This window comes from uncultured Maricaulis sp. (genome assembly GCF_905480005.1).
Lineage (GTDB): Bacteria > Pseudomonadota > Alphaproteobacteria > Caulobacterales > Maricaulaceae > Maricaulis.
Genome location: NZ_CAJQOO010000124.1, coordinates 1 through 24,833 on the forward strand (window position 1 = coordinate 1; position 24,833 = coordinate 24,833).

The following is a 24,833-nucleotide window of genomic DNA, read 5'->3' on the forward strand; positions in this document are numbered from 1 at the left end:
GACGGCTCGGCGTCGACGCGCCGCTCGACAAGAACGATGCACTAAAGGGCGTTGAGTGACGAGAACTTGGAGCGGGTGAAGGGAATCGAACCCTCGTCGTAAGCTTGGGAAGCTTCTGCTCTACCATTGAGCTACACCCGCCTTGATTTCATCCTACACGGAGCGGCGTGCCGCGCGGAAGCGCGCATTTACAGTCGCAGGGCACAAAAAAGGGCCGGCAAATGCCGGCCCTTTCTCATTACTTCCAGTCCGGAACGGACGCGATCAGTTCGCGTCCGGCGGATTATGCTCGAACAGGAAGCGTTCGAGATTGGTGTAGAGCTCACGCACATTGTCCACCGTCATCCGGTAGGACTGGTGCGGACCATCCTCGATCGCCACCAGCTCGTAGGGCTTGCCGGCGGCATCCATGGCTTCGGCCATGATTTCGGCCTGCTCGAAGGGGACGATGAGATCGTCCGTACCATGAACCAGCATCAGCGGCGTCTGGACGTTATCGGCGTTCAGCGCCGGCGAGATACGGGAAATATTCTCCGTCTCACTGCGCCAGTCGCCGATATACTCGGCCCAATAGGTCACGGACGCGCCACCGAAACGACCCGTCTCGTAATTCATCATGGCGAAAATATCCGAAACCGGTGCCCCTGCAATGATGCAGCGATACAGCTCCGGTGTCAGGGTCGCACCGGCCAGGGCCGCATAGCCGCCATAGGACCAGCCGAACAGGCAAACGCGGTCGGACGCTGCCACGCCACTTTCGACCAGATGGTTCACCGCATCAGAGACATCATCCTGCATGGCACGGCCCCACTCACCATGTGCCATGGTGATGAAGTCGCGGCCAAATCCCTCGGACCCGCGGAATTGTGGTTGGAAAACCGCATAACCGCGCGAGGCCAGGAATTGAGACCAGGGGTCGAAGCCATAGAAATCGCGAGCCTGCGGTCCACCATGCGGAAGCATCACCAGAGGCAGGTCGCGCGCTTCGCGGCCCGGCGGCAGAGTGAGATAACCGAACAATTCGACGCCGTCACGAGCCTCGAAGTGAACGATCTCGACGGACGCCACAGACTCATCGGGAATCCGGTCATAGGCCCCGGCCAGGAAGGCCATTTCGCCACTTTGACGATCCAGCAGGTAATAGCTCTGGCTGGTCTGGCCACCACCGATGGAAATGATCACGCGGCGGAAATCCTGATCCCAGCTCGAGATTGAAACGTTGGAATCGGGGAAGAAGCCTTCCAGTTGGGACTGGATGCCGGCAAAGGTCTCGTCGAAATACTCGACGCGCTGGCGCTCTTCAGCCCAGCGCACACCGATAATGGCATTCGTGCGCCAGTCACGGATGAAGCTGCCGACATCGGCCAGATCAGACTGGACCACCGGACCTTCGATCTCATTGGTCTCGAAGTTGAAGCGGAAGACGGCCGCACGGTCGTCATTCACGCGGGATGTGAAATAGCCGAACTGACCTGTTGCATCCAGACCTGCCAAATTGGTCATGCGCCCGGTCCACCGGTCCGACCGACGGGCACCGAAGCGGAAGCGTTCACGGGTCAGGTTTTCATTGTAGACGCGGTCCCAGCCGGAATCGTCCAGATTGGCCCAGAGCTCGAATTCGCCGTCATCCGTCGTGTAGCGCACGACCGGCTCATTCTCGGCATTGAGCACATAGTTGAACCCGCCTTCACCGATGAAGACCCGACGAGCGGACCGGTCACGCGAGAATTCCTGACGGAACAGGCCGACGGCCCGCTCCACACCATCACCCGCGGAGCGCGACCCGCGATTATCCTGAAGCACCGGCTGCCAGACCAGCATGGAGTCGGGGTCGGCGATGTCCCGGTTGGCGAGGGATTTATACTGGCTGAGCTCCCAGTTCCGGCTCCCATCGGCGCGGATGACATAGGTGCGGAAGACATCGACCCGCTCACCGACCGACGCCATATCGCGGCGTTCCGAATAGGTCGCGAGCAGATTGTCGTCATTGGCCCAGGAGACCGCCGCCAGAACCTGGTCGTCACCACCATCAATGACCTGCGGCGCTGCACCAACCAGCGAATACACAACGATGGAGCGCTCGGCGCGGCTCTCACCGGAAATGAATACAATGCGCTCACCATTCGGCGAGATGCTGACCGACGACATGTTGGCCATCGCGGCATAATCGTCGATTGATGGCACAGGCGCCTGAGCTTGTGCGGTCCCACCCGCAATAAGCAGCAGCGTCACGAGGCCTAACAAACGGGCCATACTCCCCTCCCTTACGAAAACCCCACCAAAGGGTAACTGAGAAGTAAGATTTAGATTTGCGACGCCACAATCAAGGGGAAAAGCCAGAAAACCCGGCTATTCGCTGGTGAAGAATTTCGACAGCTTCAGGCTTTGGGCCTGGTAATTCGACGCGACCTGCCCATAGGCCGTCTCCGGCATGGCCAGCATGGGCTCATAGACCAGACGCGCAATCGGCTGGCCGTGCTCCAGGATGAAGGGCACATCGCGGCCGCGGACTTCAAGCACGGCGCGAGCGCCGATGCCGCCGGCCTCGGCGGTGCCGAAGCCGGGATCGAAGAAGCCGGCATAGTGAGCGCGAAACTCACCGATCTCGGTGGCGATGGGGGCCATCTCCGCCGCTTCGCCCCGCCCGATCTCGACCGCCTCCTGCGAGGCGAGAATGTAGAACTCGCCCGGATCCAGGATCAGGCGGCGATCCGGAGCGCGCAGGGGTTCCCAGAACCGGCGCGCGGCATGCCCGCCGATTTTCGCCAGATCAACCAGCCCGGAATGACGCCGGGCGCGATAGCCGACAATCCCGTCGCCAAAACCGGCCAGGTCGACACTCACCGTCACTTCGCGCAACGTCCTGTGCTCACCCTGACGGAAGCGGACCTGGCTCAGACGGTCGCCCTCGCGCGCCAGAACGGAAAAGGTGCAGGGCGAGATTTCCGCATAGAGCGGACCATCATAGCCAACAGGCGCCTGATCGAAGGCGACACCGCGGTCCGTGATGACACGGGTGAAGACATCAATCCGCCCGGTCGAGCTTTTCGGATTCATCGCCGCCGACAGGCCGGCCGGCAGTTTCAGACCTTCCTGCAAAGGCGCGAGGTAAACGCATCCCGTCTCCAGCACTGCCCCGGCCCGAAGGTCGACCGTATGCATGACGAGATCATCATCAAGACGCTCCGCAACCGTCCGCTCCGGCCCCGGAAGGAAGCTCGCACGCAGGCGCCAGGCTTCGCGGCCAAGCCGCAAGTCAATGCTGGCGGGCTGAACCTGTCCTTCAGCCAGCGGCGCGTCCGCTGTGAGGATGCCGCGCCCGAGAAGGGCAGCGAGATGATGATCTGGGAGGATTCCGGTGTCAGCCATAGGTCACGATCAGCCTGTCTGGGATAGGCAGATGTCCAACATCCCGCGCGCGCTGTCCAGCGATGCTGACCGTGGGGGTTGAGCCGCCTTGCGCGCAGGTTGATGATGGCGACCTTGAATTGACGGCCAGACCCGAGCTCGGACCTGGAGTACTGGCCACAGGGGCATCTCATGTATGAGCACGAAAGCCGCGGCGTGCGGATCAGTGTCAGTCCGGATTATCTCGAAGACGAGAGCACGCCGGAGGATGGCCGCTATGTCTGGGCCTACACGATCGAGATCGAGAATACGGGCGAGCAGCCGGTCCAGCTGATTGCGCGCAAATGGGTCATCACCGATGCCAATGGGCGGACCGAACATATCCAGGGCATGGGCGTGATCGGCGAGCAGCCGGTGATCGAACCCGGCGAACGTTTCCGCTATACGTCCGGCGCGCCGCTCCCGACCCCGTCCGGCTTCATGAGCGGCAGTTATGAGATGCGTCGCGGCGATGGCGAGAGTTTCGCCGCCACCATTCCCGGCTTCTCGCTGGACCGCCCCTCTGATCGTCTCTGGTTGCACTGATCGCGTAACCGCGCACAAATGACGGACCTAACTCAGGAAATCATGCGCTCGTGACCCAGGCCCTGCGGCAAGTTCTTTTCATGATCGGCATGATGGTCACCGTCCTCGCGACGACCATGCTGGCCCCCGCCCTGGTGGATTTCAGCGCCGGCGAGCATGAGAGCGCCACCGCCTTTATCCTGTCGGCAGTGATCGGCGTCTTTGTCGGCGGAGCCGTGGCGCTTGCCACGCGTGGGCCGGTCGGTGACATGCCGCCGCGCGGTGCCTTCGTGCTCATTGTCGGCGCCTGGCTGGGCCTGGCATTGTGTGCCGCCCTGCCGCTGAGACTGTCCGGCCAGGACCTGAGCTGGACCGACGCGATCTTCGAAGCGATCTCCGGCCTGACGACGACGGGCGCCACCGTGATCACCGGGCTCGATTTCCGCCCGCCGGGTATGTTGCTGTGGCGCGCCATCCTGCAATGGATTGGCGGGATCGGCATCATTGTCACCGCCATGGCCTTCTGGCCCATGCTGGGCATTGGCGGCATGCAGCTCTTCCAGCTGGAAACCGGCGACAAGTCGGACAAGGTCCTGCCGCGCGCGACCCAGATCGCCGCGGGCATCACGGTGATCTATGTCACCCTGACCGTGGCCTGCCTTGTCGCCTACATGGCGGTGGGCATGCCTTGGCTGGACGCCCTTTGCCACGCCATGTCCACGGTCTCGACCGGCGGTTTCTCGACCTCGGACGGGTCAATGGGGACCTATTTCGGGCTCGGGGCCGACATGATCGGGACGATCTTCATCATCCTCGCCTCCCTGCCCTTTGGAGCCTATCTCCTCGCCGCCCGGGGGCGGCTCCACGGTTTCTGGCGCGATGCGCAAGTTCGCGGTTTCATCCTGGTCATATTCGTTTCGGCCCTCGGGCTGACCGCCCTTCTGCTGTCTCAAGGCGCGGAGAATGCCAATGGCGAAGCCTGGCGCCATGCCAGCTTCAACGCCGTCTCGATCATCACGGGCACCGGGTTTGCGACGACGGATTACGGCCAGTGGGGGCCGCTCGCCCAGGCCAGCTTCTTCGTCTTCATGTTCATAGGCGGGTGCGCCGGATCAACCACATGCTCGATCAAGATCTTCCGCTTCCAGGTCGCCGGCACGGCCATTCGCCGCTATCTCGCCCGCCTGCTTCAGCCCAATGCCGTGATCCCGATGTTCTATAACGGGCGACCGGTCTCGGACGGCATCCTGCACTCGGTGCTGGGCTTCTTCTTCGTCTTCTTTGCGGTCTATGCGGTCTCGGCGGCGGTGCTGTCGGCGATGGGCCTGGATCTGATCACCGCCCTGTCCGGCGCCGCGGCAACACTGACCAATGTCGGTCCGGGTCTCGGCTCCATCATCGGGCCGTCCGGGACGTTTGAACCCCTTTCAGACCCGGTCAAATGGGTGCTGACGGCGAACATGTTCATTGGTCGGCTGGAAGTCCTGGCTGTGCTGATCCTGCTCAGCCCACGCTTCTGGCGCGCCTAGGCGGCGGCGAGAATGACCCGGTTGCGGCCGGCATCCTTGGCCTCGTAAAGCGCCGTATCCGCCTGCTTGAACAGGCGCGTCAGGCAGGGCTCATCGCCCCTCACTTCAACCAGTCCGGCCGAAATGGTGATGGCGATCACCTTGCCATCCAGCTCGAAAGGCGAGTCCTCGACAGCCTGCCGGACCCGCTCGGCGATCTCGCCGACACTGGCAGGCCCGCCCGCATGGATCAGCGCCACGAATTCCTCGCCACCCAGGCGGGCGACATGGTCGGTGTCCCGAATGGCGCGCTTGAGCACGTCCGCAATGTGCTGCAGCACCGCGTCACCGACATCATGCCCGTAAGTGTCGTTGACCTGCTTGAAATGATCGACATCGAACACGGCCAGCGCTGACTGGCGGGCCGCCGGCTCCGCAACCCCGAACTCGCGATGGACCATGGCTTCGAAGGCGCGGCGATTGGGCAGGCCGGTCAGGTGATCGGTCAACGCGGCCTTGCGCAGGACAGCGGCCGAATGCCCGGCGGAAAGCAGGACAAAGCCGAACACCAGATTGGTCTCGACGACGATCAGCGAGAGAATGCCGAACGCAACCAGCTGGTTCGGCGCCAGCACGCTGGGCATGTCCGGGTCGAACACTACAACGCCGACAGAGATCACCGCGAGTGACCCCACGAAGTAAAAGATCGTGTAGCGCAGCAGGCGCACACCCGGATTGCCGTCGCGCTGCCCGATCACCGAGAGATAGGACAGCATCAGCAGGTTGGGGATGATCACGGCCACGCCGAAGACCGCAAAGCGAAGGGCCGCGCTGTCCACAATCCAGGTGAAGGCCGGAAACCCGATCACCACGACACCCGCCAGGCCGCCCAATTGCCAGCGAGGCACATTGAGACCGGCAAAGCGCGCGGCGCCTTCGAGCATGATGAGGAAACCGCCAGCGGCCATGATGTCGCCCAGCACGATGCCGAAGACATCCGGAACCACACCGCGCAGGGAGATCAGACCCAGGCCGATGCCATGCATGGCGGTCCCGGCCAGCCACCAGCGCGGGCCGTCCTTGTCTTGCTGGATCGCCGCATTCACCGCATGGATGAATACGCCCGCAAGAATGACAGGCACGATGGCCAGAATGAGCGTTTTGGAATCCATGGCGCCGGATGCTTGCCTTCCCACTTGGGCGAGACTGTCTACGTCAGGCGTTACCGGAGCGTTGTCATGAGCCGAGAAGTTATGTTGCACTGCAACGTCATTCGGCCGATTTCGTCAGGTATCAGCTTGTCGCCCCGTCCACATCCCGAGGGTCGAACTTCCAGTCGCGATTGCAGTATTCGCAGGTCATGACGATGGCGCCATCAGCCTCCATCTCCGCCCGGTCATCGGCCGGGAAAGACGCGATGATGCGGCGCAGGCGCTCGCGTTCGCACGAACAGCGCTTGGTGACGCCCGTCGGCTCGAGCAGGCGCACACCGTCCTCGTTGAACAGGCGATAGAGAAGCGCGCCGGCGGACAGGTCGGGGTCGAGGAGCTCGCCGTCCTCGACGGTTTCGAACAGGGCCCTGGCATGATCCCAGTCGTCCTCGGCCGAGCCGCGGGCTTCGTCGCCGGCAACCGATTGCAGCAGCGAACCGCCGCCTCGCCATTGCCGGGCCTCATCACCCGTCCAGATTTCACCGATCGCGCAGCGCAGCCGGGTCGGGGTCTGTTCGGACTGGCGAAAATAGGTTTCGGCAACCTGGCTCAGGCTTTCACCCTCGAGCGCTACCACGCCCTGATACTGGTCCATGTCCGGGCCGTGATCGATCGTCATGGCGAAAGAGCCGCGTCCCAGCAGGCTGGTCATCATCGCTTCGGGCGCCGGCGTGTCTACCAGGACCGCGTCCACCGCGGCACGATCCATCGAGGCGAAGCCGCGCACGCCCTCGCCGGTCACATATTCGGCGACCAGGAAACGCACCGGACCGTCGCCCTGGGCCTGAACGATCAGGCGACCGTCAAACTTCAGCGCATCGCCGACCAGCGTGGTGACCAGCACCGCCTCGCCGAGCAAGCGGGCAACCGGCTCGGGATAGTCGTGCGCGGACAGGATGTCATCGAGGACCGAGCCGAGCCGGGTGACCCGCCCACGCACCGTGCGGCCTTCGATCTGAAAGCCGGCAACGATATTGTCGTGTTCTCCGAGCGGATCACCCACAGCTCTATTCCTCATTGTCTGTCAGGCCTGGATATCAGGCCGTCTTTTCCAGAGCGGCCAGTGCGTCATCGAGCACCGAGACCGCCTCGCTGGCATCTTGCTTGGAAATGATCAGCGGCGGCGCCATGCGCGAGACATTATCGCCGGCCGCGCCGATCAGGAGATGGCGATCGCGGGCCAGGCCTGCAAGCTTCTTGGGGTCATATCCCGGCTTCAGCTTGACGCCGATCAGCAATCCCTTGCCACGCACCTGCTCGATCTTGTCGCCATGACGGTCCATCAAACCGTGCAGCTGCTGGGTCAGATAGTTGGACACATCAACCACCTGCTCCATGAAGCCGTCGGAAGTCAGCTCGTCGAAAACAACATTGCCGACGGCCATGGCCAGCGGTCCGCCGCCATAGGTCGAGCCATGCGTGCCGACGACCATGCCTTCGGCCGCAGCCTCGGTGGCGAGGCAGGCCCCCATCGGGAAACCGCCGCCAATACCCTTGGCAGCCGCCATGATATCGGGCTCCGCACCCTCGACCCACTGGTGGGCAAAGAGCTTGCCCGTCCGGCCGGCGCCGGACTGGACTTCATCATAGATCAGCATCAGCCCGTGCTCATCGCACAGGTCGCGCAGGCCGCGCAGGCATTGCTCGGGAACGGCCCGGACGCCACCCTCACCCTGGACCGGCTCGATGCAGATCGCGGCGGTCTCGTCGGAGATTGCAGCCTTGAGCGCCTCGTGATCGCCGAACTCGACCTGGTCAAACCCTTCCATCGCCGGACCGAAGCCCTCGAGATATTTCGGATTGCCGCCGGCATTGATCGCGCCATAGGTGCGACCGTGAAAGGCCCCGGTGAAGGTGATGATGCGATACCGCTGCGGATTGCCGTTCACATAGTGATAGCGACGCGCGGTCTTGAGCGCACATTCCATCGCCTCGGCACCGGAATTGGTGAAGAAGACGCGGTCGGCGAAGGTCGCCTTGGTCAGCTTGTCGGCGAGGTCGACGCCGGCCGGCACCTTGAACATGTTGGACAGGTGCCAGAGCTTGCCGGCCTGCTCTGTGAGCGCAGCCACGGCTTTGGGATGGGCATGGCCCAGGCAGTTCACGGCGATCCCCGAAATGAAGTCGAGATACCCATCGCCATCCGCGGTGTAGAGGCGCGGGCCCTTGCCATGGTCAAAGACCAGATCCGGCGGGGCGTAGGTATCCATCATCGGTGCGGGCATGTCGTTTCCTCCTGGAGTGTCCGGCTGGATTGTCCGGCCCTGTCTGGATGCGGGCCTTTCTTCTCCTCTATGCCGCCCCGTTCAGCTCTTCAAGCGCCAGCCTGCATGCAGCAGCCCATAGCTGAGCGCCCCCAGCGCAAGGTTGATCACCGCCAGCAGAATGACACCGATCACGAGATTGCCGTCGGCATGGCCGGTGAAGCCGTAGCGGAAGCCGTCAATCATGTAGAAGAAGGGATTGAAATGACTGATCGTGGCCAAGGGTCCGGGCAGGTTGGTGATCGAGTAGAACGTTCCCGACAGGAAGGTCAGCGGCGTGATCACGAAGGTCGTGACCGCCGCCATGTGATCGAATTTCTCCGCCCACAGGCCGCCGACAATCCCGATCATTGCCAGCATCGCCGCAGCGCTGAAGCCGAAATAGACGACCGCCCACCAATGGTCGGGCACGACATCGATGAAGGGGATCAGCGTAAGCGCGGTGACAGCGGCCACCAGGACGCCGCGGGTCATCGCGCCACCGGTAAAGGCGATGAATAATTCCAGCGCCGAGAGCGGTGGCATCAGGAAATCAACCGTATTGCCCTGCACCTTGGACACCAGGATGGACGAGCCGGAATTGGCAAAGGCGTTATTGAGCAATCCCATCAGGATCAGGCCCGGCGCCAGGAATTCCGCGAAGGGGATCCCGCCGACATCTCCGCGTCGCGCACCGATCGCGACAGCAAAGACGGTCATGTAAAGCAGCGTCGTTGCGACCGGTGCGAGCACGGTCTGCATGCCGACCTTCAAGAATCGACGCACTTCCTTCTTGTACAAGGTCCATAAGCCCAAGGCATTGAAAAGGCCGAACTTCTTGGGCTGTGGAAAATCAGTTAAGGCGACGTTACTCATATCGAATTACCCTTAATACCCCGGTAACCATCTGCGTTAACGATTGGGGCTGCAAGTGAGCTTTCCACAGGTATGACCAGAACTCGATCTTGTGGCATCAGCTCGCGTAGGTACAATATCTAGTGTAATTAAACATGCATTGAGCAATGCGCAGTTTACCCTCAACAAGGTAGGCAAGCGCATCCCAGACGGGAGACAAGGGCGATGGCTTGGACTGACGAACGCGTAGAAGAACTCAAGAAACTCTGGTCGGAAGGCCTGAGCGCGAGTCAGATTGCAAAACAGCTCGGTGGTGTGACTCGCAATGCCGTTATTGGCAAGGTCCACCGCCTGGGTTTGTCAGGTCGCGCAACACCGTCACGTCCGGCTCGCCGGACCGCCAAACCCTCCCGTCCGCGCGCCACAACGGCTTCCACCGCGCCGGCCCGCACTGTCGCGCGCCCCTCCCCCTCAGCGCCCCCGGCTGCCGCGCCGGCGCCGGTGGAGCCAGCCGTCCTGCCCTCCGGTGAATTTGCCACCGTGCTGACGCTCCGCGAAAGCATGTGCAAATGGCCGATCGGCGATCCGGCCCAATCCGAATTCCGTTTCTGCGGACGCAAGGCGGACACCGGCCAGGCCTATTGCAACGCTCACTCTGACATGGCCTACCAGCCGAGCCAGAAGCGTCGCCGTCGCAATTCCGACGCGTCCGCCGCGCTCGACTCGATTGCTGCCACGCGCCGCTATAATTTCTGACCCGACCCTCACCCAGGTTCCGGGACAGACCATGGCCGCCTCGTTCTCGAGGCGGCCGTTTTTTTTTGGACAGTCAGCCGCCCGTCTTCGGGCTAGTCCCTGCGAGCCTCGGGGCCCGCTACACGCCGTCGCAGCCAGTCTTTCTGGCAATAGAGATCGGCGGAGAAGTCTTCCAGCAAGGGGTCCAGCCGCATCAGGAGGGCGTCGAACGCCGACCCGGATACGAAAAAGACAAGGGCTGCCTGCCTCCCGGCATCAACGATATGGCCACTGCGGTTCCAGTGATCCTCTCCCTGCCGACCCCGCGCCAGGGGGCGCACGGTCCAGTGCGTCAGGTCAGCGGCGGCCAGACAAGTCTCGAATTTCGGCATGTGGACCTCGTCTGCGAGGATTTCCACGCGAACCTTCGATTGCCAGTCTTGCATGATCAAACCTCCAGAATACGGCCGGCGAGCCAGGCATAGGCCGGAATGCCGACGATCAGGTTGAACGGGAAGGTGACGCCCAGTGACAGCGTCAGCGAAAGCGCCGCCTTGGCCTGCGGCAAGGCGAGACGCATGGCGGCCGGGACCGCGATATAGGACGCCGACGCCGACAGGGTCATCAACAGCGCCCCATCTCCCGGCGACAGGCCGATCAGCCAGGCGGCCAACAGCGCGATCGCGGCACCGATGGCCGGCATGTACAAGCCGAAACCGATCAGCGGGAGACGCAGCAAATTCCGGTGCTGGATCAATCCGCGCCCGGCAATCAGGCCCATGTCGAGCAGGAAGAGGCAAAGCACGCCGCGGAAAATGTCCACAAAGAAGGGCGCCACTGTCGCCATGCCGGCCGGCCCGCTTATCCAGCCAATCGCGAAAGCGCCCAGCAGCAGCAGGATCGAGCCATTGGTGAAGGCATCGCGGATGACCGATGATGAGAGGGCTGATCCGGATCCGCCGGATTTTGCCAGGGCTCGCCCCGCCAGGATGAGACCCGTCAGGATGGCCGGCGCTTCCATGGCCGCCGCAACCGCAACCATGTAACCGCCACCGGCCTGGCCCAGTGCGGCTCCGGCGTCATTGGCAGCGATGAAGGTGACAATGGAGATTGAACCATAGTGAGCCGCGATCGCGGCAGCGTCGATCCGGGACACGCCGGTTGTCGCCCTGAGAAGACCGAAGCCGATCAGGGGCAGGCCGGCTGACAGGATGATCCCGGCACAAAGCAGGAGAATAAGCGATGACGGATCGGCCATCGCCATCTCGGCTCCGCCCTTGAAGCCGATCGCCATCACGAGATAGAGCGACAAGCCCTTGGCAATGGCGTCCGGGATGGCGAGGTCGGATCGGACAATGGCGGCCAGCAGTCCAAGGACGAAAAAGAGTACCGCCGGTGAGAACAGGGTCGTACCGGCGAGGCTTAGCCAATCCATGTCATACTCCTTGGATCGCGTTGCGGGCTTCTCACGCAGGAAGAGACCCGACCAGGGACTTGCGGGGACACGCAAAACTGGCCGGGCCTGCCGGTTTCGGACGGGCATTTGCGAGGCATGCCCGTATGTGGCCGATCACCGGCCTCGTTCCGCCTCGATCACAACAGGGACGATCAGGCAGGGCGTGTTTACCCCCGCCAGTTAGATAGCTAAATAATAAGAAACTTATCTTTGAAGTAGGGAAAAACTATAGATGCGCCCGACCCTCCGCCAACTTCAATACCTCGTTGCGACTGCCGATACCGGCCGTTTCTCGGACGCGGCCGAACGGCTTCATGTCAGTCAGCCAAGCCTGTCCGCGCAGATCGCCGAGGCCGAGTCCCATCTGGGCGCAATTGTGTTCGAGCGAGGACGTCATGGCGCGAGAATGACGCCACTCGGCGCCGAAATCGTGCGCCGGGCCCGATATGTCCTGCGGCAGATGGAGGACATGCAATCCATCGCGAAAAGCGGCGGGCTCGGTCTATATGGCCGCGTCCGCATGGGCGTCCTGCCCACGATCGGACCGTATCTCCTGCCGCGAGCAACGGGCACACTGCACCGGGAGTTTCCCGACCTTCGGCTCTCCATCCGCGAGGAGTCCACCGTCGAGCTCCAGGACAAGCTCACGGACGGTCAGATGGACGTGCTGATTTCAACGCCGGAAGACCATAGTCCGACCGACAGCGCGCACCTGTTCCGGGAAAGCCTGTGGGTCGCCGTACCCAGCGATGACCCGCTGGCCGCCGAAGCCGGCCCGCTGGATCTGGACCAGCTGGCCGGGCGACCGGTCCTGACCCTGGGCATGGGCCACCGCCTGACCTCGCTGGTCTCCGAACTGGCCCATGCCGCGGGAGCGTTTGTCTCAACGGATTATGAGGGGACATCACTCGATGCGATCCGACACATGGCCGCACTGGGCGCCGGCGTCGCCGTCCTGCCGCAGCTCTATGTGACCTGCGAGGCGCGCCGCGACGACGTGCTGGTCTATCGACGTATCGACACGCCCATGGCCGAGCGCAATATCGCCCTTGTCTGGCGCCAGGGCTCGCCGCTGACGGACGGCCTCCAGCAATTGGCTGATGCCCTGCGAACGGCAGCCAGCACGATCCTGGATGAGGTCTAACGCCTCGAAAGGAGAGACTGATTGGTCGATGTTTGGCGCCAGTAGTGTTCGACTGGTTCGACGAGAATCTCGAATCCCATTGCGGTCAAAACGCGTTCAAGTTTTGGATTGGGCGACGCACAGTTTCGCGCATACACTGTCCACTTGATCGCCCGGATTGAGCGCGCGATCGCCGCCCGCTCAACTACGTCAACAAACGCGGCGAGAATGCCCTCTCCGCCACCTTCGGCGATCGCTATTTCTACCTGCAGGACATCATCATCCCGATTGAATTGAGCGAGTACGCTGCCGGCCCCTACGCCGACAATGATTGGACGGTCGATCACCGCTAGCGCCTCAATCTCGTCGAGGCTGACAATCTCGTCCGCTGAAATGCCCTCAATCAGGATCGCGCCAAGATCACGCATTCACATCAAACGCGTAACCGGCGGAGCGGACGGTTCGGATCGGGTCACGCTCTTGCTTGTTGTTGAGCGCCTTGCGCAAGCGTCCCACATGGACGTCCACGGTCCGCGCCTCGACATAAACGTCAGACCCCCAGACCGCGTCGAGCAATTGCTCACGTGAGAAGACGCGACCGGGATGCTGCATGAGATAGTCTAACAGCCGGAACTCGGTCGGTCCGAGATGGATTTCGCGGTCCGCGCGCCGGACCCGGTGAGCGACCCGGTCCATGCTGATGTCGCCAGCCTCGATGACGTCCCCCGCAAGCCCCGGCCGGATACGGCGCAGGACGGCACGGATGCGGGCGAAAAGCTCGGTCATGGAAAAGGGTTTGACGACATAGTCGTCAGCGCCGGTATCCAGACCGCGGACACGATCGGTTTCCTCGCCCCGGGCGGTCAGCATGATGATCGGCACATTGGCGGTTTCCTGGCGCCCGCGCAGGCGGCGACAGACTTCGATGCCGGAGACTTTCGGCAGCATCCAGTCAACCAGGACCAGATCCGGCGTCGATTCTTCAGCCTGTATCAGCGCCTCTTCGCCATCGCGGGCAACGGCAACCGAATACCCCTCCTTCTCCAGATTGTACTGAAGCAGGGTGGCCAGGGCATCTTCATCTTCAACGACAAGGACTTGGGGATTCATCGATTGGCTCCGGGCTATCGATCAGAAACAGCGTCAGTGTGGTCCGTCTTCCACCAGCGGGGAGGCGGTCACCATGAAATGGACGGCTTCGGCAATATTGGTCGCGTGATCGCCGATGCGTTCGAGATTCTTGGCCACGAAGAGGATGTGGACACCCGGCCCGACGAGACCGGAATCCTCGGTCATCGACATCAGCATCTCGCGCACCAGCGTGTTGTAGCGCTCATCGACCTCGTCATCAGAATGCCAGACCCGGACGGCGGGCTCGACATCGGCCGAGGACAGGGCGTCGAGGACCTCACTCAACTGCTTGATCACGATGGCGCCCAGACGTTCGACCTGCTGGGTCAGGGCCATCGGCGCATAGCCGGCAAGGTCACCGGCCCGATAGGCAATATTCTTGGCCAGATCCCCGATCCGCTCGAGATCGGTGGCGATCTTGAGTGCCGAGATGGTCATGCGCAGATCCGTCGCCAGCGGCTGGCGCAGGGCGAAAAGCCGCAGGACACGCTTCTCGATATCGACCTGCAGGGCATTGACCTGGACTTCGCGCGCCTTGATGTCCGCCTTTATGCTGGCATCACGCCTGACAACCGCCGAGATCGACTTCTCGAGCTGCGTCTCGACGAGTCCGCCCATCCGGGCCAGATCGTCGGAGAGCTGATCAAGTTCCTCGCCATAGGCGGTGACGATGTGGGCAGTTCTGGAAAGCGCCATTGACTGGCCCTCCTCTCGATGAACGCGATGGCCTAGCCGAAGCGTCCGGTGATGTAGTCTTGCGTGCGGGTGTCGCGCGGATTGGTGAAGATGTCCTCGGTCGACCCGTATTCGACCAGATGACCCATGTGGAAGAAGGCCGTGTGCTGCGAAACCCGGGCCGCCTGTTGCATCGAGTGGGTCACAATGATGATGCAGTAATTCTCGCGCAGCTCGTCGATCAGCTCCTCGATCCGCGCCGTGGCGATCGGATCCAGGGCCGAGCACGGCTCATCCATCAGGATGACTTCCGGATTGACCGCGATCGCGCGGGCGATCACGAGGCGTTGCTGCTGGCCACCGGACAGGCCGGTGCCGGGGTGGGTGAGCCGGTCGGACACCTCGTCCCAGAGCCCCGCCTTGCGCAGGGCGTTCTCGACAATCTCGTCCAGCTCCGGACGCGTCAGGGCGAGGCCGTGAATACGCGGGCCATAGGCGACATTGTCGTAGATCGACTTGGGGAAGGGGTTGGGTTTCTGGAACACCATCCCGACGCTGGCGCGCAGCACAACGGGGTCGATCGTCTTGTCGTTGATTTCCTGACCATCGATTGTCAGGGACCCACCGACGACGGCGCCATCAATCGTGTCATTCATCCGGTTGAGGCAGCGCAGGAAGGTCGACTTGCCGCAGCCCGACGGGCCGATGAAGGCCGTGACCGAGCGGTCCGGAATGTCGATCGAGACATCATGCAGCGCCTGTTTGCCGGAATAGCTCACCGTCACTTTGCGTGCGGTGACCTTGATCGGCAGGTCAGCGGGTGTGTTGAGAGGGGTATCGGTCATGAAACTACCATCTCCGCTCGAAGCGACGGCGCAGATAGATGGCCAGGGCATTGAAGCCGATCATCAGCGCGAGAAGAACAAGGATTGCGGCGGCGGTGCGAGCCTGGAAAGCCCGTTCAGCACCATCCGACCACAGGAAAATCTGGACCGGCATCACGGTCGCCGGCTCGGTAAAGCCTTCCAGCCCCAGCGTTGGCGCATCGGCAATGAAGGCCACCATGCCGATCATCAGCAGTGGCGCCGTCTCACCCATGGCCTGGGCCAGGCCGATAATCGCACCGGTCAGGATGCCCGGGGCAGCGAGCGGCAGGACGTGATGGAAAACGGTCTGCGTCCGTGAGGCCCCGACCGCCAGCGCTGCCTCGCGGATGGATTGCGGCACCGCCTTGAGCGCCGCCCGTGTGGCGATGATCACCGTCGGCAGCGTCATCAGCGACAGCACAAGACCCCCGACCAGCGGCGCCGAGCGCGGCAGGCCGAAAGCATTGATGAAAACCGCCAGACCAAGCAGGCCGAAGACAATCGACGGCACAGCGGCGAGATTGTTGATATTGACCTCGATCAGCGCCGTAAACCGGTTCTTCGGGGCATATTCTTCAAGGTAGAGCGCGGTGAAGACACCAATCGGCACCGAGATGATGATGGTGATGATCATCGTCAGGATGGAGCCGTAAAGCGCGCCTTTCACACCGGCCAGCTCGGGTTCCCGGCTGTCGGCATTGGCGAACAGATAGGTATTGAAGGCTGCACTGATCGCCCCGCGCGCCTCGAGGGCCCGCGTCCAGACGATCAGCTGATCCGACACACGGCGGCGCTCGGCCGGTGTATCGATGACCTGGAGCGACCAATTGCTTTCGCCGTCGACGGCTTCGCTGCCCAGCAGGAAGCGCCCCGTGCCGCCGGCGCCATTGCGCGCCAGATCGGTCAGGAGGACCGTGCGGCCATCGCTTTCAACGAGAATGCTCGGCAGGCTGCCATCGAGTGCAATCGGACCGGCCTCGGTCTCGAGCCTGGCCCGGATTTCAGCGGCCTGGCGACGGTTGAGCTCGGCGTCATAGAGCATGTCTTCAGCTTCGGTACCGCTCAGCCCTTCCGCCCGCTCGGCAAGCATGTCCGCATCGACTTCCAGCAAGGTCGCCCGTGCGCGAAGTGTGCGGGCGACTTCCGACGCCAGGTCGCGGAAATCGGTGGCGCTGGAGCGGACGATGACGCCGTCGTCCGAAACGTCCAGGCTGAGCGTGCCTTGCGGCTCGAAACTGCGCTCGTCGACCAGCATTCCCTTGAGATAGAGATCGAGATCATCGGCCAGCGGCATGGTGAAACGGTACTGCGTTCCGATCAAGGTCGGGTCCTCGAGCACCTCGTCCATCAGCCGGGTGGCGTTGAGCGCGGTATAGAGGCTGAACAGATTGCGCAGATCGCGACGACCCGTCACCTCCGGGAATTCGGTGCGGACGGCATTTTGCAGGATCCGGCTATAGCTGCCCCGGCGCAGGGAGTCCTCGCTGCGCTCGCCCGACGGATCAACAAGCTCTTCGTCGAGATCGACGGTCAGGTGCAGCTGGTTGGCCGAAAAGGCCGGCAGGCCCCCGCTGACAATGGAGCTCAGCAGAAGGATCAAAATGCCGACGGCCGCGGCGACGGCGGCGAGGCCTGCGGCACGGAAGCGCGACTCCGCACGATAGCGCGAGCCGAGATTTTTGCTGACGGCGGTCCGGATCGGCGAGATGTCGGGCGTATCAGTCATATTTTTCCCGGTATCTTTGCACAACGCGCAGGGCGATGACGTTCATCACCAGGGTGATGACGAAGAGGACCAGGCCCAGCGCGAAGGCGGACAGGGTCTTGGGACTGTCGAACTCCTGGTCACCGGTCAGCAGCATCACGATCTGAACCGTGATCGTGGTGACCGATTCCAGCGGATTGGCGGTCAGGTTGGCGCCCTGCCCGGCTGCCATGACAACGATCATGGTCTCGCCGACAGCGCGTGACACGGCCAGCAGGATCGAGCCGACAATACCCGGCAAGGCGGCCGGAATGATGACGCGCCCGATCGTCTCCGACTTGGTCGCGCCCATGGCGTAGGACCCGTCGCGCAGGGATTGCGGCACGGAATTGATGACATCATCACTGAGCGAGGAGATGAAGGGGATGATCATCACGCCCATGACCAGGCCCGCCGACAGCGCACTCTGGGTCACGACGTCTTCAATACCGATCATGGCGAAGAAGCCGCGAATGGCCGGGCCGACAGTGAGCAGGGCAAAGAAGCCATAGACCACGGTCGGCACGCCCGCGAGGATTTCCAGGACCGGCTTGGCGGTCAGGCGGAAGCGCGGACCGGCATATTCCGACAGATAGATCGCCGAGAGCAGGCCGATCGGAACCGCGACAATCATCGCGATCAAGGTGATCATCGCCGTGCCGGCGAAGAGCGGCACGGCACCAAAGGCACCGGATTGACCAACCTGGTCAGCACGCAGGGCAATCTGCGGCGACCATTGCAGGCCGAACAGGAAGTCGGTCAGCGGCACGGTTGAGAAGAAGCGCAGGCTCTCGAAGAGCAGGGAGAAAACGATCCCGACCGTGGTCATGATCGCGATCACCGAGGACAGGAAGAGCATGGCCGTGACCAGGCTCTCGACATGATTGCGCGCGCGGAAGGCAGCTGCGATCTGGCTCCGGGTCCGGATCAGCCCGCCCAGGGCGATGACAATGGCGAGACCGGCGACCAGATTGCGCAGCTGGCTCGCATGACGGCGCATGATCGAAGCCGCCGCGTCCAGCTCGGGGCTGGCGCGGCTGGCGAGCCCGTCCGTCGCGATCCGGCGGGCATCTGCCAGGAAGAGCTGACGCCGCTCGCGCGGCGAGTGCATGAGTTCAAACCCGGCCAGCGCCCGGACCGGGGCTGCGGACTCGACCGCCTCGTCCAGAACGGCATCGCGCAGGATATTGCGCCGATCGAGGCGCACTTCTTCAGCGGTCGCCAGCTGATTGACCAGATCGGTGTATTCGCTTTGCAGCGCCTCCAGGCGCGCCGGGTCCCGGTCACTGCCTCTGGCGCTGCGCAGTTCGGCCACGTTCGCCGCGGCACTTTCGGACCGCTCACGCAGGACGGCGAGAGCCTCCATCACCGCCAGGGTCTCGGAATCGGCGGCCAGCGCCTCCTCGAAACTCGCGGTCAGTTCGGCCGCATCACGGCGCAGTTCCGATGCGGTCAGGCGATCAACCAGGCTGGTGCCGAATATGCCGAAGACAGCGAGCAGGATGAAAGCCGGCAGGCCGGTCCAGATGGCGACGTAATATCCATGATAATTCGGCAGGGAGTGCAGACGTGCGGTCGCCCCGGACACGGCGGAAATCGCCCGCGATCGGCCGACATAGAAGCCGCCGGCCAGCATCACGATGATCGCAAGTGCGACTATGGCGATAATGGACATGCAATTCCCCTCGGCTTGCCGATCGGTGGTCCGTTTCCCTATGCACCGAGTCGTTTCCGATGCCCGCTGCGAGCCCCGTTTATGACAAGCGGGCTACAGTTTTGTGACAACGGCCGGCTTGCATGCAGGGAATATCGACTCGCCTGGACAACTTCCTGATTAATCAGGATTTTTTCGAGAAGATTCCGGCATGGGCAGAAATACGCTGAAGATCGAGCCCGCGCCCGGGCGGCTCTCGACGGTGAAACCGCCGCGATGCCGGGTGATGATATGCTTGACGATGGCGAGACCGAGGCCGGTTCCCTCCCTGGGGCCGCTCTTCTGACCATCAACGCGGTAAAAGCGTTCGGACAGGCGCGGCAAATTGCGGCGTTCAATCCCCTGGCCACCATCACGAATTCGGATGGCTACAAAGTGGTCGCCAGGCTCGGAGGCCGGCGCTGCGAGGGTCAGGCGACTGGCCTCGGGGCCGAGCGTGAGGCCGGGGCGCTCTGCCTGGTCACGACCGAGATGGCCTGACAAGCGAATCTCGACCGTCGACCCGGCACCGGAATACTTGACCGCATTCTCGACCAGATTCATCACGACTTCGAGCAATTGGTCACGATCACCAATCGCGAGAGCCGGCTCGACCTGCAAGTCGAGCTCGATCGATTTCTCGCTGATCTGTGGTCGCAGGACATCCACCACATCATCGATGATCGCGCCCAGATCTGCCGTCCCGTTGGGCGGAACATGTTCGTCCATCTCGACCCGCGAGAGGGAGAGGAGATCATTGATCAGGCGCTGCATGCGCTCGGTCTGATCGAACATGATCGCCAGGAAGCGATCACGCGCGTCCGGATCGTCCTTGGCGTGCCCGCGCAACGTTTCGATAAAGCCGGCGAGCGAGGCCAGCGGTGTCCGCAGCTCATGGCTGGCATTGGCGAGGAAATCGGCCCGCATGCGATCCGCGCGCTTGATCGACGTCTCGTCGGACAGGACCAGCATGGCGCGCCAGGGCATGGATGGGTCCCGGCGCGACGCCAACGGTGCAACATGGGCCCGGACATGACTCTCGACCGGCGCCATTATCGAATATTCGACCGGGGCTACGGTCTGACCGCGCAGGGCGGCACTGACCGCCTCCAGAACCTGCGGCTGACGCAGGACCGCTGACAAATGTCCGGTCACCGCTTCAAGGCCGAGAAACTCGCGCGCGGCCGGATTGGCAATCTCGATCCGCCCGCCCGCACCGATCAGGAGCACGGGATTGGGAAGGTTTTCGAGCATCACCTTCGCGCGCTGCGCCTCGTCGACCTCATCACCGTCACGCGCCCGCAAGGCCTGGTTTCCGACAGCCGGATTGATGGTGGTGCTGACAGTCAGATAGTAGAATGTCGACAGGGCCGCGATCGTGGCGATGGCCACGACCGTTTCCAGGAAGCCCAGCTCGCCAAACAACCAGAACAGCACGAGCACCAGGCTGCCCAGTGCCGCAACTGCGGCTGTGTCACGTCGCCGGATGCGGATCAACGGCGCGTCGGAAGCCCTTTTATTGCTCAAGTTTTAGTCGCTTTCAGGCCGATCTTGGGTCATGAAGCCGCCAACCGGGCCGGGGCCAGTGTCTCAGCTACACGCCATCTAGCCCGATTTGCATCCAAATGACGAGCCTGCGGCATCTCATCCATAATGACAGGCCTGGTACATCACGAATTTCGAGAGAGTTTTCATGCCATTCGCTAATCATTTAGTGTTTTTCGATAAAAATCTGTTGACTTTCGCTATGCCCTTTCTAGGATGCCGGTCTAATCAGGATCAAGACGTGCGGGGACAACGCATGGCAAAACGTTTGCTAGTAATCGCCACAGCACTGGCCACCGCCTCCTGCAGCTCGCTGCAGGCCTTCGAGACGCGGGAATTCGGTTCCGACGGGGTTCTCCCCTCGGCACCGTCGTCCTGGTCTGCAGGCAATGGTGAGGCCGGTGCAGAACTCGCCCGTGACTGGGTCGCCTCTTTACAGGATGAGCGCCTCTCGGCGCTGATCGACGAAGCTTTCGACGGCAATCCGTCGCTGGCCCAGTCGCTGGCGCGCTATCACGGCGCGGTCGCGGCCGCCCGTATTGACGGAGCGCGCTATCTGCCATCGCTCGATGGCAGTGTGACCTATCAACGCTCCCAGCCGAATGTCGGCTCTGGGTCAGACAGTTTCGGGCTCGGCCTCTCGGCCTCCTGGGAGACCGATCTCTGGGGCGCCCTGCGTGACAATTCCCGTGCCAGCGGGCTCAATGCCGAGGCCGCTGCGGAAGACGTCCGGGCGAGCCAGTTGTCGGTCGCCGGTCTGGTCGCCAAGGGCTGGTTCTCGCTGATCGAGGCCCGTCTGCAGACGGAACTGGCCGAACGCGATGTCGCCACGCGCCAGAATTCGCTCAATCTCACCGAACGCCGCTTTGCTCGCGGACTTGTCCGCAGCTCCGACGTCCGCACCGCACGCAGTGCCCTGGCATCTTCGCAAGCCGCACTGGCCTCGCGCCAGCGTTCCGAATCAGCCTCGGCGCGCAGCCTTGAAACCCTGCTCGGTCGCTACCCGGCCGCCTCGTTGACACCGGAAGCCGACTTCCCGGAATTCGGCGCGATTGGCGGCCTCGGCACGCCGATCGACATGCTGACGCGTCGGCCCGATGTCCGGGCTGCCGAGAACCGCCTGACCGCCGCCGGCTTCCAGGCCGAAGCGGCCGCCAAGGCGCTCATTCCCAGCCTCTCCCTGCGCGGTTCATCGGGCACGGGCGGGGTCGATGTCTCCGACCTTCTGGACCTCGACACGCTGGTCTCCAGCGTCACGGCTTCGCTGGTCGCCCCGATTTTTGACGGTGGACGCCTGATCGCGCAGCGCGATCAGGTCTATGCCAATGCCGAAGGTCTGGTGGCGAGCTATATCTCGACCGTCCTGACCGCATGGCAGGAATCGGAGAACGCCATTCATGCCGATGCCATTCTCGCCCAGCGGGTCGAGAATTTGCAGCAGGCCTATGAAGAAGCCGCCGCCGCCGAGGACCTTGTGGTCCGCGAATACGCCCGCGGCGTATCCACCATCTTCGAACTGCTGACCGCGCAATCACGGCGCATCAGCGCTGAAAGTCAGTACATCTCGGCACGTCGCGAGCGCGCGACCAATCGTGTCGATCTTTATCTCGCCCTCGCCGGCGATTTCTCCGCGGCCCAGTCCGCAGACCCGGCCGCGTACACAGGAGAATAATCATGGGCAAGTTTATCGGACGCTTTTTGATCTTTGTTGTCGTCGGCATTGTCGGCGTCGGCATCATCGCCTCCCAGTTCATGACCCAGGAGGAGCCGGAGCGCGCCAATGCGGCGCCACGCCCGGTCGCGGTATTTGTTGACGAGGCCCGGCTGGACTCGGTGGCCCTGCAGGTCACGTCGCAGGGTGAAGCCCGCCCGCGTACCCAGATCAGCCTGGTGCCGCAGGTTGCCGGTCGCATCACCTATGTGAATCCGAACTTCATCGAGGGCGGTTTCTTCGAAGCCGGCGAAACCCTCGTCCAGATCGAGGATGCCGATTATCGCCTCGCCGTGACCCGCGCCTCGGCCCAGGTCGCCCAGGCAGAACAGGCTCTGGCCCGCGAGCGCGCCGAATCAGAACTGGCGGCGAGCGAATGGGAAGAATTGGGAGACGGCGAAGCCTCCTCCCTGACCCTGCGCGAACCGCAAATGGCTGAAGCCCGCGCCCAGCTGGCCGCCGCCAATGCCTCCCTGCAATCGGCGCGCCTGGACATGGCTCGGACCCGCATCTCGGCGCCTTTCAGCGGCCGTGTACGGGCCAAGAATGCCGATCTCGGCCAGTATGTGGCCCCGGGCACCCAGCTGGGTGAGGTCTTCTCGACCGACGCGGTGCTGGTGCGCCTGCCGCTGACCGATCACGAGCTGGGTCTGTTGGGTATTCCGATAGCCTACAACGCCGGTGGCGGTGCCGGCATGCCGGTCGAGCTCAGCGCGACCCTGGCCGGTCGCCAGCTCACCTGGCAGGGACATATCACCCGCACGGACAGCGCCATCGATCCGCAGACCCGCGTGCTCTACGCCATCGCCGAAGTCATTGACCCCTATGGCGAAGGCGCCGCTGATGGCACGCCGCTGGCAGTCGGCCTCTTCGTGACCGCCAGTATCACCGGTCGCGATGTCGAGAATGCCTACGTCCTGCCGCGCTCAGCGCTGCGTGGCCAGAGCAATGTCTATGTCGCCGAGGAAGGCGGGACGCTCTCGGTCCGTACGGTCGAGGTAATCGACTCGAACGCACAGGAAGTCATTGTTTCGTCCGGCGTACGCGGCGGCGAGATGGTGGTCACCTCTCCGATCCGCGGTGCCAGCGATGGCATGCGCATCCAGACCTTCGGGGAAGATGGCGAACTGATCGCGGCCTATTCCGCGACCTATGACGATGAACCGGCCGAAGAAGGCCTGGCAGAAACCGAGACTGGCGAAGCGGACAACGACGCTGTCGCGAGCGCTGGCTAAGCGACGGAACCACACGGAGGACAACGGCGATGACCGATCCCAACACCACTCATGAAGAAGCCCCGCGGGGCGGCATTGTCGGCTGGTGGGCGCGGAATACCGTCGCCGCCAACCTGGTCATGATCATCGCCGTTATCGGCGGTTTCATCGGCTACAACTCGCTCAATCGCGAGGTCTTCCCGACCGTCTCGGTGAACGGCGCCAGCGTCTCGGTGGCCTGGCCCGGCGCCTCCCCGCAGGAGGTCGAAGAACAGATCATCGTGCGGATCGAGGAAGCCCTGTCCGACATGGACGGTATCGAGACGATCACCTCCACCGCCCGCGAAGGCGGCGGCAATATCAATATCGAGGGCAAGCGCTCGGTTGATGTCGGCGAGTTCATCGACGCCATCAAGCTGGAAGTGGACTCGGTCAACAACCTGCCGCAATCCGCCTTCCGACCGGTCGTGACGCCCTGGCGCTCACAGGACCAGGTCGTCGGCTTTGCCGTCCACGGCAGCGCCGACCGGCGGGACCTGCAGGCCATTGGCCGCGAGATCCGTGACGAAGTCGCCCAGCTGCCGGGTGCCTCCATCGTCAATATGTGGGCGACCCGGGGCGAAGAGGTCTCGATCGAGGTCTCCGAAGAGAATCTGCGTCGCTATGACCTGACCTTTGACGAGATCGTTCGCGCCGTGCGCTCGAGCTCGCTCAATGCCTCGGCCGGTAGTGTCCGCACGGAGCTGGGTGATGTGAGCATCACCTCGCGCCAGCTGGCCGATACCGCGCCGGAATTCGAGGACATCATCATCCGTCAGACCTCGGATGGCGGCACGCTGCGTATCCGCGATGTTGCCCGGGTTAGCGACGGCTTCTCCGACTTCAATCTCGAAGCGACCTATAATGGCGAGTCCATGGTGTTGGTCGTCGTGGAAACCTCGCCGAATATCGACGTTGTCGATACCTCGCAGCAGGTTCGCGACTATATCGACCGCAAGCGCCTGGAACTGCCCGATGGCGTTCACCTCTCTCTGTGGTGGGACAATTCGGAGATGTATACGGGCCGCATGGAAACGATCGCCAACTCCGCCCTGTTCGGGGGTGTGCTGGTCCTGATCGTGCTCTTCCTCTTCCTGCGCCCGATCGTCGCCTTCTGGGTGACCATCGGCATCTTCGTTGCCTTTGGCGGCGCCTTCCTGCTGCTGCCCATG

General features: G+C 62.9%; 22 protein-coding genes and 1 tRNA gene. 7 read left to right on the plus strand and 16 right to left on the minus strand.

What is annotated here, in order from left to right:
* Positions 1-67: 67 nt before the first annotated feature.
* The 3 genes from QZ266_RS11100 to QZ266_RS11110 form a co-directional block, all read right to left on the minus strand.
* A tRNA-Gly gene (locus QZ266_RS11100) sits at positions 68-141 on the minus strand.
* Between the two features lie 123 nt (positions 142-264).
* Positions 265-2,253, minus strand: coding sequence for a S9 family peptidase (locus tag QZ266_RS11105; RefSeq protein WP_295695140.1), 1,989 nt, complete (start codon positions 2,251-2,253; stop codon positions 265-267).
* 96 nt (positions 2,254-2,349) lie between these two features.
* Positions 2,350-3,369, minus strand: a complete 1,020-nt coding sequence (locus QZ266_RS11110) for a 2'-deoxycytidine 5'-triphosphate deaminase (protein WP_295695142.1) — start codon at positions 3,367-3,369, stop codon at positions 2,350-2,352.
* A 171-nt stretch (positions 3,370-3,540) separates the two neighbouring features.
* Between QZ266_RS11110 and apaG the strand changes: the two genes are divergently transcribed.
* Both apaG and QZ266_RS11120 read left to right on the plus strand, forming a co-directional pair.
* Positions 3,541-3,933, plus strand: coding sequence for a Co2+/Mg2+ efflux protein ApaG (gene apaG / locus QZ266_RS11115; RefSeq protein WP_295695144.1), 393 nt, complete (start codon positions 3,541-3,543; stop codon positions 3,931-3,933).
* 50 nt (positions 3,934-3,983) lie between these two features.
* Positions 3,984-5,441: a TrkH family potassium uptake protein gene (locus QZ266_RS11120; protein ID WP_295695146.1), complete on the plus strand. Its 1,458-nt coding sequence runs from the start codon at positions 3,984-3,986 to the stop codon at positions 5,439-5,441.
* Here the strand turns inward: QZ266_RS11120 and QZ266_RS11125 are convergent.
* The 4 genes from QZ266_RS11125 to QZ266_RS11140 all read right to left on the minus strand — a co-directional run bounded on the left by QZ266_RS11125 (position 5,438) and on the right by QZ266_RS11140 (position 9,750).
* Positions 5,438-6,592: a diguanylate cyclase gene (locus tag QZ266_RS11125; protein WP_295695148.1), complete on the minus strand. Its 1,155-nt coding sequence runs from the start codon at positions 6,590-6,592 to the stop codon at positions 5,438-5,440. The genes QZ266_RS11120 and QZ266_RS11125 overlap by 4 nt on opposite strands.
* A 121-nt stretch (positions 6,593-6,713) precedes the next feature.
* Positions 6,714-7,634, minus strand: a complete 921-nt coding sequence (locus QZ266_RS11130; protein WP_295695150.1) for an Hsp33 family molecular chaperone — start codon at positions 7,632-7,634, stop codon at positions 6,714-6,716.
* Positions 7,635-7,668: 34 nt separating this feature from the next.
* Positions 7,669-8,856 carry an aspartate aminotransferase family protein gene (locus QZ266_RS11135; protein WP_295695152.1) on the minus strand — a complete coding sequence of 396 codons (1,188 nt, stop codon included), beginning with the start codon at positions 8,854-8,856 and terminating at the stop codon, positions 7,669-7,671.
* Between the two features lie 81 nt (positions 8,857-8,937).
* Positions 8,938-9,750 carry an ABC transporter permease gene (locus QZ266_RS11140; protein ID WP_295695154.1) on the minus strand — a complete coding sequence of 271 codons (813 nt, stop codon included), beginning with the start codon at positions 9,748-9,750 and terminating at the stop codon, positions 8,938-8,940.
* 204 nt (positions 9,751-9,954) lie between these two features.
* Here QZ266_RS11140 and QZ266_RS11145 point away from each other — a divergent pair, with 204 nt between their 5' ends.
* Positions 9,955-10,485 carry a GcrA family cell cycle regulator gene (locus QZ266_RS11145; RefSeq protein ID WP_295695156.1) on the plus strand — a complete coding sequence of 177 codons (531 nt, stop codon included), beginning with the start codon at positions 9,955-9,957 and terminating at the stop codon, positions 10,483-10,485.
* A 92-nt stretch (positions 10,486-10,577) separates the two neighbouring features.
* Here the strand turns inward: QZ266_RS11145 and QZ266_RS11150 are convergent, their stop codons facing one another.
* Positions 10,578-10,910 (minus strand): hypothetical protein, encoded by a 333-nt coding sequence (locus QZ266_RS11150; protein WP_295695158.1) that lies wholly within the window; start codon positions 10,908-10,910, stop codon positions 10,578-10,580.
* 2 nt (positions 10,911-10,912) lie between these two features.
* Positions 10,913-11,899: a sodium-dependent bicarbonate transport family permease gene (locus QZ266_RS11155; protein WP_295695159.1), complete on the minus strand. Its 987-nt coding sequence runs from the start codon at positions 11,897-11,899 to the stop codon at positions 10,913-10,915.
* A 253-nt stretch (positions 11,900-12,152) separates the two neighbouring features.
* Between QZ266_RS11155 and QZ266_RS11160 the strand changes: the two genes are divergently transcribed.
* On the plus strand, positions 12,153-13,064 hold the full coding sequence (locus tag QZ266_RS11160) for a LysR substrate-binding domain-containing protein (protein ID WP_295695161.1): 912 nt from the start codon (positions 12,153-12,155) through the stop codon (positions 13,062-13,064).
* Here QZ266_RS11160 and QZ266_RS11165 read toward each other — a convergent pair.
* From QZ266_RS11165 to QZ266_RS11195, 7 genes are all read right to left on the minus strand, one after another.
* Positions 13,061-13,471, minus strand: coding sequence for a hypothetical protein (locus QZ266_RS11165; RefSeq protein ID WP_295695163.1), 411 nt, complete (start codon positions 13,469-13,471; stop codon positions 13,061-13,063). The two genes, QZ266_RS11160 and QZ266_RS11165, sit on opposite strands and share 4 nt — an antisense overlap.
* Positions 13,464-14,153: a phosphate regulon transcriptional regulator PhoB gene (gene phoB / locus QZ266_RS11170; protein WP_295695165.1), complete on the minus strand. Its 690-nt coding sequence runs from the start codon at positions 14,151-14,153 to the stop codon at positions 13,464-13,466. Before phoB ends, QZ266_RS11165 begins: the two co-directional genes overlap by 8 nt.
* 33 nt (positions 14,154-14,186) lie before the next feature.
* The gene (gene phoU / locus QZ266_RS11175) at positions 14,187-14,870 is read right to left on the minus strand and encodes a phosphate signaling complex protein PhoU (RefSeq protein WP_295695167.1); all 684 of its coding nucleotides are present in this window, start codon (positions 14,868-14,870) and stop codon (positions 14,187-14,189) included.
* A 32-nt stretch (positions 14,871-14,902) separates the two neighbouring features.
* Positions 14,903-15,694, minus strand: a complete 792-nt coding sequence (gene pstB / locus QZ266_RS11180; RefSeq protein ID WP_295695169.1) for a phosphate ABC transporter ATP-binding protein PstB — start codon at positions 15,692-15,694, stop codon at positions 14,903-14,905.
* 4 nt (positions 15,695-15,698) lie between these two features.
* On the minus strand, positions 15,699-17,441 hold the full coding sequence (gene pstA, locus QZ266_RS11185) for a phosphate ABC transporter permease PstA (protein ID WP_295695171.1): 1,743 nt from the start codon (positions 17,439-17,441) through the stop codon (positions 15,699-15,701).
* On the minus strand, positions 17,434-19,134 hold the full coding sequence (pstC, locus tag QZ266_RS11190; protein ID WP_295695173.1) for a phosphate ABC transporter permease subunit PstC: 1,701 nt from the start codon (positions 19,132-19,134) through the stop codon (positions 17,434-17,436). The genes pstA and pstC overlap by 8 nt, the downstream gene beginning before the upstream one ends.
* Positions 19,135-19,293: 159 nt before the next feature.
* Positions 19,294-20,679, minus strand: a complete 1,386-nt coding sequence (locus QZ266_RS11195) for an ATP-binding protein (protein ID WP_295695175.1) — start codon at positions 20,677-20,679, stop codon at positions 19,294-19,296.
* A 274-nt stretch (positions 20,680-20,953) separates the two neighbouring features.
* Here QZ266_RS11195 and QZ266_RS11200 point away from each other — a divergent pair, with 274 nt between their 5' ends.
* The 3 genes from QZ266_RS11200 to QZ266_RS11210 all read left to right on the plus strand — a co-directional run.
* On the plus strand, positions 20,954-22,369 hold the full coding sequence (locus QZ266_RS11200) for an efflux transporter outer membrane subunit (protein WP_295695177.1): 1,416 nt from the start codon (positions 20,954-20,956) through the stop codon (positions 22,367-22,369).
* Between the two features lie 2 nt (positions 22,370-22,371).
* A complete protein-coding gene (locus QZ266_RS11205) occupies positions 22,372-23,643 on the plus strand; it encodes an efflux RND transporter periplasmic adaptor subunit (RefSeq protein WP_295695178.1) in 1,272 nt (423 codons plus the stop codon).
* A gap of 29 nt (positions 23,644-23,672) precedes the next feature.
* A partial coding sequence (locus tag QZ266_RS11210) for an efflux RND transporter permease subunit (RefSeq protein WP_295695180.1) occupies positions 23,673-24,833 on the plus strand: 1,161 nt, incomplete at its 3' end.

Excerpts from the sequence above, each read along its gene's own strand:
- QZ266_RS11135 (WP_295695152.1), bottom strand. The coding sequence starts at position 8,856 with ATGCCCGCACCGATGATGGATACCTACGCCCCGCCGGATCTGGTCTTT.
- QZ266_RS11105 (WP_295695140.1), bottom strand. The coding sequence starts at position 2,253 with ATGGCCCGTTTGTTAGGCCTCGTGACGCTGCTGCTTATTGCGGGTGGG.
- QZ266_RS11160 (WP_295695161.1), top strand. The coding sequence starts at position 12,153 with ATGCGCCCGACCCTCCGCCAACTTCAATACCTCGTTGCGACTGCCGAT.
- QZ266_RS11165 (WP_295695163.1), bottom strand. The coding sequence starts at position 13,471 with ATGCGTGATCTTGGCGCGATCCTGATTGAGGGCATTTCAGCGGACGAG.
- pstC (WP_295695173.1), bottom strand. The coding sequence starts at position 19,134 with ATGTCCATTATCGCCATAGTCGCACTTGCGATCATCGTGATGCTGGCC.
- QZ266_RS11125 (WP_295695148.1), bottom strand. The coding sequence starts at position 6,592 with ATGGATTCCAAAACGCTCATTCTGGCCATCGTGCCTGTCATTCTTGCG.
- QZ266_RS11140 (WP_295695154.1), bottom strand. The coding sequence starts at position 9,750 with ATGAGTAACGTCGCCTTAACTGATTTTCCACAGCCCAAGAAGTTCGGC.
- pstB (WP_295695169.1), bottom strand. The coding sequence starts at position 15,694 with ATGACCGATACCCCTCTCAACACACCCGCTGACCTGCCGATCAAGGTC.
- pstA (WP_295695171.1), bottom strand. The coding sequence starts at position 17,441 with ATGACTGATACGCCCGACATCTCGCCGATCCGGACCGCCGTCAGCAAA.
- QZ266_RS11155 (WP_295695159.1), bottom strand. The coding sequence starts at position 11,899 with ATGGATTGGCTAAGCCTCGCCGGTACGACCCTGTTCTCACCGGCGGTA.
- QZ266_RS11150 (WP_295695158.1), bottom strand. The coding sequence starts at position 10,910 with ATGCAAGACTGGCAATCGAAGGTTCGCGTGGAAATCCTCGCAGACGAG.
- apaG (WP_295695144.1), top strand. The coding sequence starts at position 3,541 with ATGTATGAGCACGAAAGCCGCGGCGTGCGGATCAGTGTCAGTCCGGAT.
- phoU (WP_295695167.1), bottom strand. The coding sequence starts at position 14,870 with ATGGCGCTTTCCAGAACTGCCCACATCGTCACCGCCTATGGCGAGGAA.
- QZ266_RS11200 (WP_295695177.1), top strand. The coding sequence starts at position 20,954 with ATGGCAAAACGTTTGCTAGTAATCGCCACAGCACTGGCCACCGCCTCC.
- QZ266_RS11110 (WP_295695142.1), bottom strand. The coding sequence starts at position 3,369 with ATGGCTGACACCGGAATCCTCCCAGATCATCATCTCGCTGCCCTTCTC.
- QZ266_RS11205 (WP_295695178.1), top strand. The coding sequence starts at position 22,372 with ATGGGCAAGTTTATCGGACGCTTTTTGATCTTTGTTGTCGTCGGCATT.
- QZ266_RS11145 (WP_295695156.1), top strand. The coding sequence starts at position 9,955 with ATGGCTTGGACTGACGAACGCGTAGAAGAACTCAAGAAACTCTGGTCG.
- phoB (WP_295695165.1), bottom strand. The coding sequence starts at position 14,153 with ATGAATCCCCAAGTCCTTGTCGTTGAAGATGAAGATGCCCTGGCCACC.